The organism is Zobellia russellii (assembly GCF_018728565.1).
GTDB classification, from domain to species: domain Bacteria; phylum Bacteroidota; class Bacteroidia; order Flavobacteriales; family Flavobacteriaceae; genus Zobellia; species Zobellia russellii.
The window spans coordinates 546,943-563,796 of the sequence record NZ_JACSOI010000001.1 but is presented as its reverse complement, the minus strand read 5'-3'; the positions used below and the strand labels follow the sequence as shown (position 1 = coordinate 563,796).

At 39.2% G+C, this 16,854-nt stretch carries 11 protein-coding genes; 3 read left to right on the top strand and 8 right to left on the bottom strand.

What is annotated here, in order from left to right; genetic code table 11:
• Positions 1-3 precede the first annotated feature (3 nt).
• Entirely contained in the window at positions 4-1,419 is a 1,416-nt protein-coding gene (locus H9565_RS02410) for a GH1 family beta-glucosidase (protein WP_215437053.1), read from the top strand.
• 228 nt (positions 1,420-1,647) lie between these two features.
• On the opposite strand, the gene H9565_RS02405 is transcribed toward H9565_RS02410, so the two are convergent.
• Genes H9565_RS02405 through uxaC form a run of 4 tightly spaced genes read right to left on the bottom strand, consistent with a single transcriptional unit; the run spans position 1,648 to position 5,799 of the window.
• Positions 1,648-2,943, bottom strand: coding sequence for a TRAP transporter large permease (locus tag H9565_RS02405; RefSeq protein WP_215437051.1), 1,296 nt, complete (start codon positions 2,941-2,943; stop codon positions 1,648-1,650).
• Positions 2,944-2,948: 5 nt separating this feature from the next.
• Complete coding sequence (locus H9565_RS02400; protein ID WP_215437049.1) at positions 2,949-3,407, bottom strand: TRAP transporter small permease; 459 nt, start codon at positions 3,405-3,407, stop codon at positions 2,949-2,951.
• 1 nt (position 3,408) lies between these two features.
• Positions 3,409-4,389, bottom strand: coding sequence for a TRAP transporter substrate-binding protein (locus tag H9565_RS02395; protein WP_215437047.1), 981 nt, complete (start codon positions 4,387-4,389; stop codon positions 3,409-3,411).
• A 12-nt stretch (positions 4,390-4,401) separates the two neighbouring features.
• Positions 4,402-5,799, bottom strand: a complete 1,398-nt coding sequence (gene uxaC / locus H9565_RS02390) for a glucuronate isomerase (RefSeq protein WP_215437044.1) — start codon at positions 5,797-5,799, stop codon at positions 4,402-4,404.
• Between the two features lie 312 nt (positions 5,800-6,111).
• On the opposite strand from uxaC, the gene H9565_RS02385 reads away from it, so the two are divergent.
• Positions 6,112-6,822, top strand: a complete 711-nt coding sequence (locus H9565_RS02385; protein ID WP_215437041.1) for an SDR family oxidoreductase — start codon at positions 6,112-6,114, stop codon at positions 6,820-6,822.
• Between the two features lie 20 nt (positions 6,823-6,842).
• Here the strand turns inward: H9565_RS02385 and H9565_RS02380 are convergent, their stop codons facing one another.
• The 4 genes from H9565_RS02380 to H9565_RS02365 all read right to left on the bottom strand — a co-directional run bounded on the left by H9565_RS02380 (position 6,843) and on the right by H9565_RS02365 (position 15,436).
• Positions 6,843-9,596 (bottom strand): PD-(D/E)XK nuclease family protein, encoded by a 2,754-nt coding sequence (locus tag H9565_RS02380; RefSeq protein ID WP_215437039.1) that lies wholly within the window; start codon positions 9,594-9,596, stop codon positions 6,843-6,845.
• 62 nt (positions 9,597-9,658) lie between these two features.
• Entirely contained in the window at positions 9,659-11,017 is a 1,359-nt protein-coding gene (locus tag H9565_RS02375; protein WP_215437037.1) for an OmpA family protein, read from the bottom strand.
• Positions 11,018-11,130: 113 nt separating this feature from the next.
• Positions 11,131-12,324 (bottom strand): glycine C-acetyltransferase, encoded by a 1,194-nt coding sequence (kbl, locus tag H9565_RS02370; RefSeq protein WP_215437035.1) that lies wholly within the window; start codon positions 12,322-12,324, stop codon positions 11,131-11,133.
• 4 nt (positions 12,325-12,328) lie between these two features.
• Complete coding sequence (locus H9565_RS02365; RefSeq protein WP_215437033.1) at positions 12,329-15,436, bottom strand: UvrD-helicase domain-containing protein; 3,108 nt, start codon at positions 15,434-15,436, stop codon at positions 12,329-12,331.
• Between the two features lie 119 nt (positions 15,437-15,555).
• Here H9565_RS02365 and H9565_RS02360 point away from each other — a divergent pair, with 119 nt between their 5' ends.
• On the top strand, positions 15,556-16,164 hold the full coding sequence (locus H9565_RS02360) for a superoxide dismutase (RefSeq protein ID WP_215437030.1): 609 nt from the start codon (positions 15,556-15,558) through the stop codon (positions 16,162-16,164).
• The last annotated feature ends 690 nt before the right edge of the window (positions 16,165-16,854 follow it).

The following is a 16,854-nucleotide window of genomic DNA, read 5'->3' as shown; positions in this document are numbered from 1 at the left end:
TAAATGGCGAATACGAGTGCGCAATCAGCTTTTGACTTGCAACCTGATGATTTTGGAGAAGATTTTGTTTGGGGCGTATCCACAGCAGCTTACCAAATTGAGGGAGCCCATGCAGCAGATGGAAAAGGAAAGTCTATTTGGGACGAATTTGTCACTAAAAAAGGTACCATTTATGAAAATCAACATGCAGAAATAACCTGCGATTTCTACCATAGATATAAAGATGATATCCTTTTAATGAAATCCATGAATATTGAACACTACAGGTTTTCAATATCATGGACAAGAATTCTTCCAGACGGCACCGGTGAAGTAAACCAAAAAGGAATAGCATTCTATAATGATGTAATCAGTTTTTGCCTTAAATGCGGCATTACGCCTTGGGTAACTCTATACCATTGGGATCTGCCTCAAAATTTAGAACAATTGGGAGGTTGGGCCAATAGAAAAATCTTGGACTGGTTTGAACATTATGTGACTATTTGTGCCAACGCGTTTGGTGATCGGGTAAAAAATTGGATGGTTCTAAACGAGCCAATGGTATTTACCGGAGCAGGTTACTTTTTAGGGGTACATGCTCCTGGTAAAAAGGGACTCAAAAACTTTCTGCCTGCCATTCACCATGCCGTACTATGCCAAGCTCTGGGTGGGCGGTTACTTCGTAAGATGGTACCCAACGCCTTCATAGGAACCACTTTTTCCTGCTCACAGATTTCTCCTCGGTCCCATAGTAGAAAGGACGTAAAAGCAGCGGACAAGGCCGATGCTCTTCTGAACCGCCTTTTTATCGAGCCCAGTTTAGGCTTGGGTTATCCGGATGAAAGTATTCCCGTTCTCAAAAAAATAAAAAAATACCAAAGACCGGAAGACCCTCAAAACAGTGTTTTTGAGTTTGATTTTATCGGCATTCAAAATTATACCAGAGAAGTTGTTAGGCACAGTTATACCGTACCTTATTTAAGGGCGAAAATTGTAAAGGCACCGGAAAGAAATGTTCAGACCACATTAATGGATTGGGAAGTTTATCCCCCAAGTATTTATGAGATGCTGAAAAAATTCAACGGTTATAAAGGAGTTAAAAAAGTATTTATTACCGAAAATGGGGCCGCTTTTGAAGACTCTTTAGAAGGTGAACATATAAATGATAAAGAACGAACTTCATATTTACAAAATTACCTAAAACAGGTTCATAGGGCACAGACCGAAGGACTAAAAATATCCGGGTATTTTGTATGGACCTTTACCGATAACTTTGAATGGGCAGAGGGCTATTATCCCAGGTTTGGTTTGGTGCATATTGATTTTATAACTCTAAAACGCACCATTAAAGCTTCAGGCATGTGGTACAGTAATTTTTTGAAGGACAAGAAAAAATCAGTACCGTCCGAAGCCAAAAAAACCGATGTCCCCATCGGTTAAATTCTATTCAAGCTAATTCAAATAAGAACGTATGCCGGATATCGCGGAGCAAAGATGCCCTTTAATCACTTATCTGTCATGACCTTAACTTTAGGCGTTTATTACCGTTGTGTTAAGCCGTTATAATTCTGTTGTTCTTGAATAAAGCCCATAAAAAAACCAACAATTGCCAAGCCAATTTTCTAAAAACCCTCTTCGCAATTGCCAGTTTTGGAACCTTTCTAGTTTCTATAAATCAAACAAACTTGGCAACCATAAACTAAGTTGCGGAATGTAAGTCACAAGAAACAGTGCAATTATCATGGCTATAAAAAGTGGAAACAGCGGTTTTATCACTTTTTCTATAGTGGTGTTGGCAATACCTACCCCAACAAAGAGAACCGAGCCCACTGGTGGTGTACAAAGCCCTATACAAAGGTTAAGTACCATAATGATTCCAAAATGTACCGGGTCTAGGCCCAATTTGGTTACTACCGGCAAAAATATAGGCGTAAAAATCAGTACGGCAGGCGTCATATCCATAAAAATACCTACAAATAATAATAGTAGGTTTATGATAAGTAGTATAACAATTTTGTTATCGCTAATCCCCAAAAGCCCAGAGCTGATTTCTTGTGGAATATTCTCGTAAGATAAAGCCCAAGACATACTCATGGAAGCACCAATCAGTAACATAACAATAGCCGTTGTTGAAGCGGAGTCCAAAAGAATTTTAGGGAGCCTGTCAAATGATATTTCCTTGTAGAAAAAGCCCAACAGCAAACTATATAGTACGGCTATGGCCGAAGCTTCCGTTGCAGTAAAAACCCCAATTACAATACCGCCTATGACCACTACAAGCATGAACAAACTTGGCAAAGCATCAACAAGGGTTCTAAAAATCTCTTTAAAAGAGCTACGTTTCCCTACTTTATAGCCTTTTTTCTTTGCCCAAAATGAAGCCACTATCATAAGAAAGAGTCCCGTTAAAATACCGGGGATATATCCAGCTAAGAACAATGCGGCAATAGAGGCCCCACCACTTGCCAAAGAATAGACAATAAGTACATTACTTGGTGGAATAACGAGACCTGTAGTAGCCGCAGTTATATTTACGGCCGCACCAAACTCCCTAGAGTATCCTTCTCGCTCCATTTCAGGCCCCAAAATACTTCCCATGGCTGAGGCTGCCGCCATAGATGAACCAGCAATGGCGCCCATAAGCATGGCAGAAACAATATTGATCAATGCCAGCCCACCGGGCAAAGCGCCTACCAAGGTTTTTGCAAAAGCAATTAACCTATGTGCAATACCCCCTTTATTCATAAGTTCTCCCGAAAGTATAAACAATGGTATGGCCAATAGTGCAAAACTATCCAGACCGGTACCTATACGCTGAGAAACCGTAGTAAAGGCCGGTAACACGGGAATGCTAACCAACATGGTAAGAACGGAAGATATGGCAATACTCCATGCAACAGGGGTTCCTATGGCCAACAAAACCACAAAACTTAGCACCAAAACTAAAATTGGTAAATACTCCATAATACTTAGTCTTTAAGAAGGTCAGATATTTTATAATAGATGATAAGCACACCACTTATTGGGATAACAAGGTAAACCAAGGACAGTGGTACTTGCAGTGCCGGTGAATGCTGATCTAACACATGTGTGATATAAACCAAACGGGAACCACCAATAACCAAAGCCCCAAGACTAAATAAGATTACCAGCCAATGCACCACTAACTGTAATTTCTTTTGGGTTGCCAAGCTAAAACGTTTTGGTAATACGTCTATGGCCACATGAAGGTTCTTGCCCGATACGTATGCCGCACCCAAAATACCGATCCAAATCATTAAATATCTGGCAAGCTCATCCGTAAACGAACTAGGTGAACCCAACAAAAACCTGCTGAACACCTGCCATAATACATTTAAGACCATAATTCCCATTATCGTAACGAGAAAATAGGCCAAGGCTTTGTCTATGCTTTTCCTTAATTCCATATTATTTGGTTGCTTGTATTTCTTGAATCAATTTATAAATGACCTCGTCATCTTTGTATTTGTTGAACGAGTCTTTTATTTTTTCCGAAAAGAGTGTTTTGTCAGGTCTTATGATTTCTACACCTGCTTTTTCAACTTCGGCCAGTGCTTCATCTTCGGATTCTGCCCATAATTTACGCTGGTAACCAATAGAACCATCAACCGCTTTCTTTAACCAACCTTGCTCTTCTTCTGATAGGCTATCCCACAAATGTGTGCCTGCCAAGAGTACATCCGGCAATACGGTGTGTTCGTCCAAGGTGTAAAATTTGCAAACTTCATAATGTCTGGACAAGTAGAAACTAGGTGGGTTGTTCTCTGCCCCATCTACAACTCCCTGTTGTAATGCCGTGTACAGTTCTCCCCAAGAAATAGGAGTAGGCGAACCTCCAAGGTCCTTAACCATATCCATGGCCGTGACACTCTCCATTACCCTAATCTTTAATCCCTCTAGGTCATCCGGATTGTTAACAGGTCTATCTTTAGTGTAAAAACTACGGCTTCCCGCATCATAATACCCTAGCCCTTTAAGCCAATATTTTTCGCCATCGTTCAACAATTCCTGACCAATGGGCCCATCAAGTACATCAAAGGAATGTTGTCTATCCCTGAAAAGGAAGGGCAGACCTAGCACTTTCATTTTAGGCGCAAAGTTTTCCAAAGTTCCAACAGACACCTTGGTCATATCCAGACTTCCTATTTGCAACAGTTCCAAACATTGACGTTCAGTACCCAATTGTTGATTGGGGTAGATTTCCAACAACATCTTGCCTCCAGAAATTTCTTTTAGGTCTTCGCCCATTTTAACCATGGCCTTATGTACGGAGTGGTTCACATCCAAGCCATGTGCCAAGCGAATGGTACGGTTGCCACCAAGTTCCCCACAACCACTGACCATGAGTATTCCAAGACAGAAAAAAACTAATTTTAGATTTAATTTCATAGGACAACCAAATTAGAGATCAAAGTACTCTTTAGCGTTATTGTAGCAGATATTTTGCACCATTTTACCTATCCATTCCATATCGTTAGGCAATTCTCCTTTTGCCATTTCGTTACCGAAAAGATTGCAAAGTATACGACGGAAATACTCATGCCTAGGAAAAGAAAGGAAACTTCTTGAATCTGTTAGCATACCTACAAAACAGCTTATGAGCCCCATGTTGGAAAGGGTATTGATCTGATCGATCATACCGTCTTTTTGGTCTAAAAACCACCATCCGGAACCCCATTGGACTTTTCCTTTTACACTACCATCATTAAAATTACCTGCCATAGTTGCCATTAAGGCATTATCGCGCGGATTGAGATTATACAATATGGTTTTGGTAAGTTTATCTTTACTGTCTAGCGTATCAAGAAATTTAGATAAGCTTTCGGCCTGTGTATAATCGCCAATGGAATCCCAACCCGTATCCGGGCCAAGTTCAGATAACATTCTTGTATTGTTATTACGCAATGCACCTAAATGAAACTGTTGTACCCAACCAAATTCATGATAGGTTTCCGATAGGTATAATAAGATGGCACTCTGAAATTTTACGGCCTCTTTAGGGCTTATTTCCGCACCTTCCCTTCTTTTCTTGAATATTGTTTTTACTTCGGCCTCCGTAAAGTCCTCTGCATATAGGTGCGATAATCCGTGGTCGCACACGAAACAGCCGTTAGAATTAAAAAATTCGATACGTTTCCGCAATGCATCGCATAACTCATCATACGAAGTAATATCACACTCGGAAGCCTTCTCTAAACTATCTATGTATTCGTTATAGGTTTCGCTTCCAATTAAAATAGCTTTATCAGGTCTAAATGCGGTACTTACCTTAGTAGTAAAGTCGCTTTTTGCCAATTGTTGGTGATACTCCAAAGTATCAGTAGGATCCTCTGTAGTACAGAGTGTAGTTACATTCATCTTACTGATCAGTCCCCTAGAAGTAAATTCTGAAGATTGTAGCATTTCTGTGGTAGCATCATAAACTGCAGAAGCATTTTTTCCGCTCAATGTATCCGTAATACCAAAATATCTTGAAAGTTCAAGATGTGTCCAATGGTATAAAGGGTTTCTCATAGTATGCGGAACAGCTTCGGCCCATTTCATGAACTTTTCCTTATCGGAAGCATTTCCGGTAATGTATTTTTCATTTATACCAAGAGTTCTCATCGCCCTCCATTTATAATGGTCGCCGTTGATCCATGCACTGGTTATATTCCCAAAAACCCGATTTTCCGCTAAATCTTTTGGCGGGAGGTGGTTATGGTAATCTATGATAGGCATTTGAGCCGCATACTCATGATAGAGCGACTGTGCCTGCTTACTTTCCAGTAAGAAATTATCATCTAAAAATTTGCTCACTTTATATCGTTTTTTCTGGCTTATACTAATTCCTATAGACAAGAACCTATTTTCCGTTGTTGGTAAAAACAACCTTAAACCCCTAAAATAGGTTTCTATTCTGGCATAGACAAGAAAAATTATAGAATCAGCACTCAAGCGCTAAAGTCAATGCAAATATTAACAATTTAGCTTGTTAAAATTGCATAAATAGTATCATCTGAATGATTTTACCCCCATTTTAGAACGGATAACTTCTTATTTAAGAAAAGAATAACGCTCCCAACTTTTTTTGGTCTTTTAAGAGAATTATTTTTATAAAAAAATAACAAAATGGACCTAAAGAATAAAGTAGTTTATATAACAGGAGGCTCAAAAGGTATAGGTTACGGTGTTGCCGTAAAACTATTAGAGGCGGGAGCTAAAGTAGCCATAAGCGGGCGAACATTAAGCACTGTACAAGAAGCCGCAAAACAGCTTAGTGCCCAAGACCGGGTGCTGGCTTTGGCCTCAGATGTTTCTAAAATAAGTGACGAGAAAGCGGCCGTTAAAAAGATATTGGACCAATGGGGGCATTTAGACGTAGTTTTGGCCAATGCGGGAGTAGGATATTTTGCGCCTGTAGACGAACTTGAGGACGATGCTTGGCACAAGATGATAGACACTAACCTAAGTGGTGTTTTTCATACGCTAAAAGCTTCGGTTGAGGCTTTAAAGAAATCAAAAGGGTATTATATAACCTTGGCCAGTTTAGCGGGCACCAATTTCTTTGCATCGGGTACGGGTTATAATGCCACTAAGTTTGGTGTAGTTGGATTTACCCAAGCGGCCATGTTGGATTTACGAAAGTATGATATAAAAGTATCTACCATTATGCCCGGTTCTGTGGCCACGGAATTTGCCGGTAACGAACCCGATGAAAAAGATGCCTGGAAAATACAGCCCGAAGATATTGGAGAACTTGTTCTGGATTTATTAAAAATGAACCCTCGTACCTTACCAAGCAAAATTGAGGTAAGACCTACTAGGCCGGACAAAAAATAAAGTTTCCATGAGTTAGGAGGCTATACTTCCTTCTCCGTAAAGGGGACTTGAATGTTACAAATTTCAGTGATCAGGGCGGTTAGCTCTGTATAAAATAGGGAAAGGGTTTCTTTCCCTATTTTTGTTTCTTTTTTTGCGCCGTTGCCCGCTTTATCCTTTGTGGCAAACTTTAACACACCGGAACTTAGTTTTTTAAACGATATGATCCCTGCTTCCATAAGCACCTTAGGGTGTTCCGAAGCGTACATTGTAGCGTAACAAAGCAGTTGAAAAGCTTTACTGAATTTATAGTCTGAAGTTATGGATACACCGTCTACAATTTCCAATTGACCTCGATCAACACTTCCCGTTTTATAATCAATGATTCTTAAAACTCCATCTACTTCATCTATTCTATCTAACTTCCCTTTTAAATTTACCGGAAAACTCACTTCCGGAATATCCAATGAAATTTTTAGATTGGCCTCTAACCCAACTATTTTTATTTGATGCTTTTTGACATCCGCAATTTCTAGGTTGATGAAATTTTCTATGTACCGTAATACCACATTAAAAGCAATCAAGTTTTTCCCTCTTGAAATATCGCCGTCCAAATAGGTCTTGGCAAAGTGCTTTTTTACCAATTCCGCAACTCTGGTTTTTGCTTGGACCAATATTTCCTCGCTTAGTATTTTTCCAATAAAAGGGGTATAAAGCTCTTCTAGGGTATCATGTACTATAGTCCCAAAGGTATTGGCAGCGATAGTTTCCTCAACCTCAAGTACATCATCTATTCCTAATAAATTTCTTTTATAAAAATCGATAGGGTTACGAACATAGTTACTTAAAGATGTTGGTGAAAACCCTTTTAGCGCATGGGCCTTGATAAGTTCAATTAAACTATTGTCCTTTTCAATAGATTCTAATGTGTGGTGTTTAGGTGAAATGGAGGGCGATGCTACACTTTCATTAATCGTAGCGCTTCTGTTCTCATCCGTTAGCAGCTGGTTTATAAGCCTACTACGCTCACCACCTTCCAAAACATCCGGCTCTGTATTATAAAGTATGTAGATATTTTTTGCGCGTTGCAATAGCCTATAAAAGTGATAAGTATAAACCGCATCTTTCTCCTTAAATGTAGGCAACCCCAACTGCACTTTTAAATCGAACGGAATAAAAGAATTATTAGATTTTCCGGAAGGAAGAATACCTTCATTAACCGTTGTAATAATTACTGTCTCAAAATCTAGATTGCGGCTTTCCAACATCCCCATAACCTGAAGCCCCTCCAACGGTTCACCTTGAAAATCCAAGGTCTCGGAAGACAATAATTCGCGATAGAGGCCCAACAAAGATTTTAGGTCTGTAATAAAATCATACTTCCCTACCAGCTCTGATAATTGGTTAAACAAATTAAAGTATCTATATAAATATTCTAAGGATAACGCATCTTTAGAATCATGTAATTTGTCCTTAAGCCCAGCTATTATCTGTAAGCAATGTTCTAGAATTTCCTTTGGTGTAGGGGTATGTTCATGAAAAAGTAACTTGGAGGCAACGGCAACACTACCCTCTGCCTGTTTAATATGCTCCGTAGTAACATAGACCCAATTCTTATTTTTTATGACCTCCTCAAGAGATTGTTCATTTCCCCGATTATCGCCTCCTAAAAGTACGTGTACGTACGGGTGCGCCAAAAACGCTAGTATATTCTGATAGAACCATCCTTGATCATTTCTGTTTATATATAGATTCAAAAATTGATCGAACAAACTGGCCAAAGGAATCTTGTTCAAGGGATACCCCATGGTAACGTTAACATTCTCGATACACTCAGGTATGGAGTTCAGAATGGGGTTCAACAATGATTCATCTCCCAATACTACTGCGCTTCGTTTTAAATCTACAGCCTTTTCCGCATGAATACACTCAAGTAAATGCGCGGTATATTTGGCCTGTGAAACGTTTTTTGGCACACCTACCACATTAATCTGCTTATCCCCTAAATACTGGGAACTAACTCCTTTAAGGGCATTTTCTTTAAGGTAAGGCCAAGTTTTTAGATGTTGTCTTAGAAAGAATCCCGCATCATGAACAGGGTCATTTAGAAAGTACGAATCAATATCCCAATATATATCGGATGGGGCGTGATTAAGAATATGTTGAATAATTTTGGTCTCCGCAGTGTTCAACGCATTGAAGCCGATGAAAACGAAAAATTTCTCTTGATTATCCTTTAAATATGTATCCAGTTCCGAATGGGCCTTACGGTATACCAAACCCTGATGCCCTAAACCTATGCTGAGTAATGCATTGTTGAAGCTGTCGTACAAAGATTCTAGATTATTCCAAAAACGGAGGTAATCCTCCATCATTTTGGTTTTCTCCTTTTGAAGCGACCAATGGGTTACTTCTTGGATAGCCGCTAGATTGGAAAATAGCTTTTTGGCATCAACCAAATACCGGTCTATCTCATTAAAATCCTGTAAAAGAGTTTGTGCCCAATTAGAAAAACTATAGAAACTATCCTTCTCTTGTGAAGTTTCCTTTAGGTACGTATTGTATAAAATGAACAGCTGTTGCGTGTTGCTCGCATAGGAAAGACCCGAAATCTTTTCGATAAAAGTTTCAATACTATAAATCTCAGGTGCAAAAAAAGTGCTGTTAGCAGATTTTGCTATGGCATTTTTAAGGAAAGTACCGGCACGCTTGCTTGGAAGCACAAAAACAATATGCTCGTGCGAACTGTGTTTTTCCCAAACCTCTTTGACTACTTCTTCTAGAAAACTCTGCATAGTCAAAAATAAAAAAAGCCCTGACAAATGTCAGGGCTTTTAAACTTATTTAGTGAGGAGAATTACTTTACTAAGTTAATCTCAACTCTTCTGTTTTCTTTTCTACCACTTCTTGTGTTGTTAGAAGCGATTGGTTTGTCTTCACCGTAACCGATAGCAGACAATCTGAACTCTTCAATACCCTTATCTACTAAGAACTCTTTTACAGAAAGTGCTCTTGACTCAGAAAGGCTTTGGTTCAATTTCTGGCTACCAACGCTATCTGTGTGACCTTCTACTGTAAATTTAGCAGTTGGGTACTCTTTTAAGATAGTGATGATGTCAACCATTACAGAAGTAGACTCAGCTTTGATAGAAGACTTACCTGTATCGAACAAGATAGTTCTAGCGTAGTCATTCAATTGCTTCTGTACTTCTTCAGTAACTTCAGGACAACCAGCGTTAGCTACAGTACCTGCAACATCTGGACATTTATCATCTTTGTCCAATACACCGTCACCATCAGTATCAGGCCATGGGCAACCTTTGTTCTCAGCAGGACCTGCTTCGTTAGGACACTCATCGTCACCATCGGCAACACCGTCACCGTCAGCATCAGGACAACCAGCTAAGTTAGCCAATCCAGCTTCGTTAGGACATTTATCATCTTTATCAGCAACACCGTCACCGTCAGCATCAGGACAACCGTTCATTTCTTTTGAACCAGCTTCGTTAGGACAAGCATCTTTGCTGTCTTCGATTCCGTCACCGTCAGCATCAGGACAACCATTGAAAGCTTCTAGACCAGCAACTTCTGGACAAGCATCATCTTTGTCATATACTCCGTCACCATCAGTATCAGTACCACCAAACTTAACAGAGATACCTGCTAAATGTTGCCAGTGCTTACGACCGTAATCTTCAAAAGCGTGCTTGTAAGTAGTCTGTACAGTAAGACCGATGTTTTCAGTAAACCAGAAGTTTACACCAACACCACCGTTAACAGTACCAGCACCAATTTCATCAACCCAAGTGTAACCACCACCTATTTCTACGAACGGGTCAACAACTTTTTGATCAAGGAAGTTATATTTGATAGTACCATCTAAAGCGTAGTGCGAAAGATCGTCAACTCCTATATCTCCTAATTTACTGATTTTGTTCAAAGATCCTCTAACGCCTACAGAAAGACCGTCACCTACAGATCTAGACACACCAACATAAGAAATAGAAGGAAGAATATTCCAGTGATCAGAAGCGTTGAAAAGCTCATTACCGAAAGAACTAGTCTGAGTCGGGAAATTGTCATCGCTTGTCGGATACACATCTATGGCATTTACTCCGAACTGTACTTGCCATGGATTATTCTCGTCTTGCGCTTGTATGTTATTGATGCCTACAATAAGGACAGCAACAACCAATAATTTGCTAAGATGTTTCATGTTAAAATTTTTAAGTTTAAGTGTTTATTAGCTGCAAATGTAAGTTGTTAAATATTATTAACAAAATCAATTTCTTATTTTTTTTAACGCATTTAATACCGTAAATAATGCATTTAAACGATTTTTAAGTCCTTCCCAACCTCTATAAAAGCCTCTATTGCGCGGTCTAAATGCCTGATTTCATGGGCAGCAGATAATTGAACACGTATTCTTGCCTTACCTTTAGGAACTACAGGGTAGAAAAACCCTATGACATAAATTCCTTTTTCCAACAAACGGCTCGCCATTTCCTGCGCTAATTTAGCGTCATACAACATTACGGGTACAATGGCAGATTCTCCGTCTATTATATCAAATCCAGCATCTATCATTCCCTTTTTAAAGTAGGCGGCGTTTGCCTGTACCTTATCACGCAAAGAAGTATCGTTTTCCAAAAGTTCAAACACCTTAATAGATGCCCCAACTATGGCTGGCGCCAAGGAATTGGAGAATAGGTACGGCCTTGAACGTTGGCGCAAAATTTCTACAATTTCCTTTTTACCGGTGGTATACCCACCCATGGCGCCTCCAAGAGCCTTGCCCAAAGTACCTGTAATGATATCTATCCGGCCCATTACATCCTTTTCCTCTAACGTACCTTTTCCCGTAGGACCTATAAACCCTGTGGCATGACACTCATCTATCATGACCATGGCATCATACTTTTCAGCCAAATCACAAATCTTATCCAAAGGTGCAACAAGCCCATCCATAGAAAAGACACCATCCGTAACAATGATTTTAAAACGGGCATCATCTGCATTGGCCTGTTTTAATTGTTTTTCTAAATCCTGCATATCACTATTCACATAGCGGTAGCGCTTCGCCTTACATAATCTAACCCCGTCAATAATAGAAGCATGATTAAGCGAATCAGATATTATGGCATCTTCGGCAGTCAACAAAGGTTCAAAAACTCCACCATTGGCATCAAAGGCAGCAGCATATAATATGGTATCTTCCGTACCGTAGAAATTGGCTATTTTCTTTTCAAGCTCTTTATGGATGTCTTGGGTACCACAAATAAAACGTACGGATGACATCCCAAATCCATGACTGTCCAAAGTATCCTTTGCCGCTTGTATTACTTCCGGGTGAGATGATAGCCCCAAATAATTATTGGCACAGAAGTTAATGACTTCTTCTCCTGTTGAAATTTTAATTTCCGCCCCTTGCGGCGATGTAATTATCCTTTCGCTTTTATAAAGGCCTTCTTCCTTTATACTTGCAAGTTCTTTTTCTAAATGTTGCTTTATTTTTCCGTACATATAGTTATATGAATTCTGGTGTTACTTCTTCGTTAATGTAAACAATGATTTTATTCTCTACAACATAGCCCATATCCGTTAGGGCATCGGCATAGGAATAGAGCTGTTCTTTGTATTTGGGATTTGTCTTTCCCGTTTTATAATCTATAAGTGTTGCTTTCTTATCTTTTAACACTACTCTATCCGGACGCAAAATCTGACCTTTGGCGGTTATAATATCCTTTTCATTTTTAAAAGTGTAGCCATCCTTATAATAAGAATTAAGTTTAGGGTGCTTAACCACATGTTGCAGTCTGCTTCTGACCTCATCTAATTCCTGGTTTTCTATTTCCCCTTGTTGTACCGCTTTCTGCAGTGCAGGTTCAATATCGTCTTCCGTATTTATAAAACCTAATATATAATGTATAAGGTTCCCTTTTGAAAGGGCCGCCTCCCTTTCCGTATCCCACAGGAGTCCCGAACGGGTCAATATTTTAAAACTAGACCGGTCCTTATGCGTAAAACTATAATCTATTTTCTGTTGCTCCTTTGTTTGGTGAACAGTAGGGGCATCCTCCAACACTCCAAAATTATATACCAGTTCATCATCAGACCATAACCCTTTACCTTTTAGATACTCAATGAACAGGCCGGAATAATAATCGGTTTTATGTTGTCCTTTTGAAAGGTCTTTTTCCGTTATTACATAAAGTGCTTTCTCTGCCCGTGTTAATGCCACATATAATAGGTTAAGGGCATCCAATTCCATTTTATGTTCTTCTTCGGAATAAATCTGCGCAGCCTCCGACCCATAATTCTCAACTTCTTTTTTTTCAGTGACCAGAATTTCTTCAAACCCATCAAAAGCATCGGCATTAAGCGGAAGCCATATTTTTTTATCCATCCGTTTGTAAATATGCTCATTGGCAAACGGAAAAATAACAATAGGGAATTCCAGTCCTTTGGATTTATGCACGGTCATTATACGCACGGCATCAATATTGTCGGGTGCCGAAATACTAAGCTTGCCCTTCTTCTTTTCCCAGAGATTCAAAAAGGCCTGAATTCCTGTACCTTCCTTCTGTTCGGTATCAAGAACAAAATCCATAAAAAACGTAATATAAGCATCAGAACCCTCCACCAAGTGGCATTGGCGAATTACTCTCTCCAAGCCATCATAGACCGACAGTTGTTTGAGCTCATTAACATCAAGATTGTATTCGTTTAAAAAAAGTTGGTCTACCCTTTTAAGATTTTCATATATATATTGATGTCTGTTATTTTTACTTTCAGATAGAAAAGCCAACAGGTCATAAGCTATTTGCAAATTTCCCGGATTACCTATATAGGCGATAAGATTGGCCAAAAAACGTACTTTATCACTACTGCTCAACAAAAGACTCTCCGAAGATATAGTAGGGATATTCTGCTGTGTTAGGAAATCTGCCAACATTACACCTTGCCGGTTCCCTCGCACCAAAATACAGATGTCTTCGTAACCGTATTTTTTATCGATCACCTCCGCTATCGTGTTCAGAACCTCCTCGCAATACTGATCGTCCTTGCTCTTGTCATCTACCTTTTCAATAAAAGCAAGCTGTACGGTGCCGCCTTTTTTGGAGTTATATCCTTGTTGATTACCGTCTACGAACATGGCGTTGTACATAGCATCGTTTAAAAACGGACTGGTGGCCGTAAAAAAGTCGTTATTGAACTTAATTACCTCATCATAGCTACGCCAGTTGGTTGGCAGGGATTCTGTTTGGGCGGGAATTGCAAACGGACTCACCTTCTCGTTCACCAAATCCAAGAACTGCTCTGCCCTACCACCACGCCAACGATATATTGCCTGTTTGGCATCGCCCACCAAGAATAAAGACCCTTTATTACCCTGAAGGTCCTCTCCCTCTAAGGCATGACCAATAAGGGGTATAAGATTGTTCCATTGTAATGTGGAGGTATCCTGAAATTCATCTACAAAATAGTGCTGGTACTTTTCACCCAAACGCTCGTAAATAAAGGGCGCAGGTTGATTTTTTATTTCTTTGGATATAATGGTGTTGAATTCTGCTATTGAAAGTTGGTCTCGCTCGTTCTGTAAGCTTTTGACCTCTCTCTGTATAGCGTTCAAAACTGTTAGGGGAACTAGATTTGAATATGCATTTTTCAAAAACGCTAGTTCGTAAAAAGTGTGCTTTATCTTATTAAAAATCTCGGAAAATTGAGGATGTAGCTCATCTAGGGTAGCCTTGGTAGCCTCAGCGGTAGATTTGTTATAAAGTACGGTATCATCAAAATTTTGCTTCCATCCGGCGTTAAAGTCGATTGCCAAATCTCCCGTTGAAATTTTTTCCATGAATTTTGGAAAGTACCCTCTTGTAAAATCAGAAAACTCAAGTCCGTTTTGTTCTATCAATTGCAAGGCCAAGGCTGCAAAACCAACAAGACTTTCTTGGGTAGCCTTAATCCTGGCCCTTAAGGTTGTTTTCAAGCCAACAAAATCCTTAATGTTCTTGTCCCTCAAGTTTTGGAGATGCTCGGCATGGTTCTCCCTAAAAAGAAGCTTACCAATATTACCTAGGTCATACGCTATATCCCAACTTTTGTCATCATCTATTTTTTCTAGGGCAAATTCCAGCAAAACCTGAGTTAGCTGTTTATCCGTTCCCGCCTTATGAACCAATTTTGCTACGGCCTCGTCCAATAATAGGTCCGTATCTAATACAACCTCAAAATTCTGTGGTAGTTTTAAATCCTTGGCAAAGGTTCGTATTAACCTATGGGTAAACTTATCAATGGTAGAAATATCAAAAAAAGCATAGTTGTGCAGGATTTCCTTTAAGGTGCGTTGGGCTCGTTTTCTAAGTGTATCTGCATCTATGCCCAACTCGCGCATTAAATCAATAAAAAGAGGAGGCGCCCCAACCTCATTAGTTACCTGCCCAAAATTGAACAAACTCTCCAAAATACGCTGCTTCATTTCATTTACCGCCTTATTGGTAAATGTGATAGCTAGAATTTTACCAAAACGATTGCCAGAGGAAAGGACAATTTTAAGGTATTCTTTGGTTAACGTATGCGTCTTTCCAGAGCCTGCCGAGGCATTATATATTTTGAAAGTGCTGTGTTGCAAGTGCTTTTTTATGCAAATTACTAATTCTAAAAAGGTTCTTAACAAATTATTTAGTGAATTTCTATGTTAAAAACTGTAAATTTGATTTCACTAAATTTTAATCTAAAAACACATATAAAATGGCTTTTGAACTACCAAAATTACCTTATGCATATGATGCATTAGAACCACATATTGACGCTAGAACAATGGAAATTCACCATACAAAACACCACAATGGTTATACTACCAAATTAAATGGTGCTATTGAAGGAACTGCATTGGAAGGCAAGTCTATTGAAGATATCTTAGAAAACCTAGACATGTCTAACGGTGCCGTTAGAAATAATGGCGGCGGTTTTTACAACCACTCTCTTTTCTGGGAAATTATGTCTCCTAACGGTGGCGGAAAACCTTCAGGAGAACTTGCAGACGCTATTGACAGTGCTTTTGGTTCTTTTGACGCTTTTAAAGAGAAGTTTAGCGGAGCTGCAGGAACCCGTTTTGGTTCTGGCTGGGCTTGGCTTTGTGTACAAAAAGGCGGAAAAGTAGAAGTATGTTCTACTCCAAACCAAGATAACCCTTTAATGCCGGATACCGGTTGTAGCGGTTTTCCTATTTTAGGTCTTGATGTTTGGGAGCATGCATACTACCTAAACTACCAAAACAAAAGACCTGATTACATCAACGCTTTTTTCAACGTTATTAATTGGGACAAAGTAGCTGAACTATATGCTGCCAACAAATAAGAAACACAGCATACTTTAATAGAATTTATATTTACAAAAAACCCATCCTGATTTTTTTCAGGATGGGTTTTTTCTTGTGGTTTAAAAATAGAAAAGGGCGGAGAAGTCTCCACCCTTTTCGTCCCAAATCTTACCATAAACTTAACCTACTTATGCTATGGCGATACTAAAATACTGGTATTGTGGGAAATAAAAAAGAAATATTTAGGGTTTTTTTTTACCTCAATTGCTTATAAAAACGCCCGAACACACCATAAAGGCTAGTGTTTACAAGGGTTTAGACAATAAAAAAGGCGGAGCGAAGCTCCACCTTTTTTCCCCAAATCTTACCATGAACTTAACCTACTTATGCTATGGTTCTCCAAATGTAGTGCTACATGGCTCCTAAAAAAAAGGTTTTGGACTAACGATCAAAACTCTAGTTGAAATGCAAAATCAACACAAATACTACCTTCTAAAATTTTTAGCGGAATTGGAAAACTTATAACCCTATTTTGAAGAAATCCTTTATGATGAAAAGAGGAAAGTGTAGAAAATAAAAAGGCGGAGTTAGACTCCGCCTTTTTCCCCAAATCTTACCATGAACTTAACCTACTTATGCTATGGTCCTCCAAAGATACAACCGCATTAAGCCCTACAAAAACATCTTTGTCCAAGCGTATAAAAATCGGTTAAAGGGATGAAACTTTA

Excerpts from the sequence above, each read along its gene's own strand:
- H9565_RS02405 (WP_215437051.1), bottom strand. The coding sequence starts at position 2,943 with ATGGAGTATTTACCAATTTTAGTTTTGGTGCTAAGTTTTGTGGTTTTG.
- H9565_RS02375 (WP_215437037.1), bottom strand. The coding sequence starts at position 11,017 with ATGAAACATCTTAGCAAATTATTGGTTGTTGCTGTCCTTATTGTAGGC.
- H9565_RS02400 (WP_215437049.1), bottom strand. The coding sequence starts at position 3,407 with ATGGAATTAAGGAAAAGCATAGACAAAGCCTTGGCCTATTTTCTCGTT.
- H9565_RS02380 (WP_215437039.1), bottom strand. The coding sequence starts at position 9,596 with ATGCAGAGTTTTCTAGAAGAAGTAGTCAAAGAGGTTTGGGAAAAACAC.
- H9565_RS02360 (WP_215437030.1), top strand. The coding sequence starts at position 15,556 with ATGGCTTTTGAACTACCAAAATTACCTTATGCATATGATGCATTAGAA.
- kbl (WP_215437035.1), bottom strand. The coding sequence starts at position 12,324 with ATGTACGGAAAAATAAAGCAACATTTAGAAAAAGAACTTGCAAGTATA.
- H9565_RS02395 (WP_215437047.1), bottom strand. The coding sequence starts at position 4,389 with ATGAAATTAAATCTAAAATTAGTTTTTTTCTGTCTTGGAATACTCATG.
- H9565_RS02410 (WP_215437053.1), top strand. The coding sequence starts at position 4 with ATGGCGAATACGAGTGCGCAATCAGCTTTTGACTTGCAACCTGATGAT.
- H9565_RS02385 (WP_215437041.1), top strand. The coding sequence starts at position 6,112 with ATGGACCTAAAGAATAAAGTAGTTTATATAACAGGAGGCTCAAAAGGT.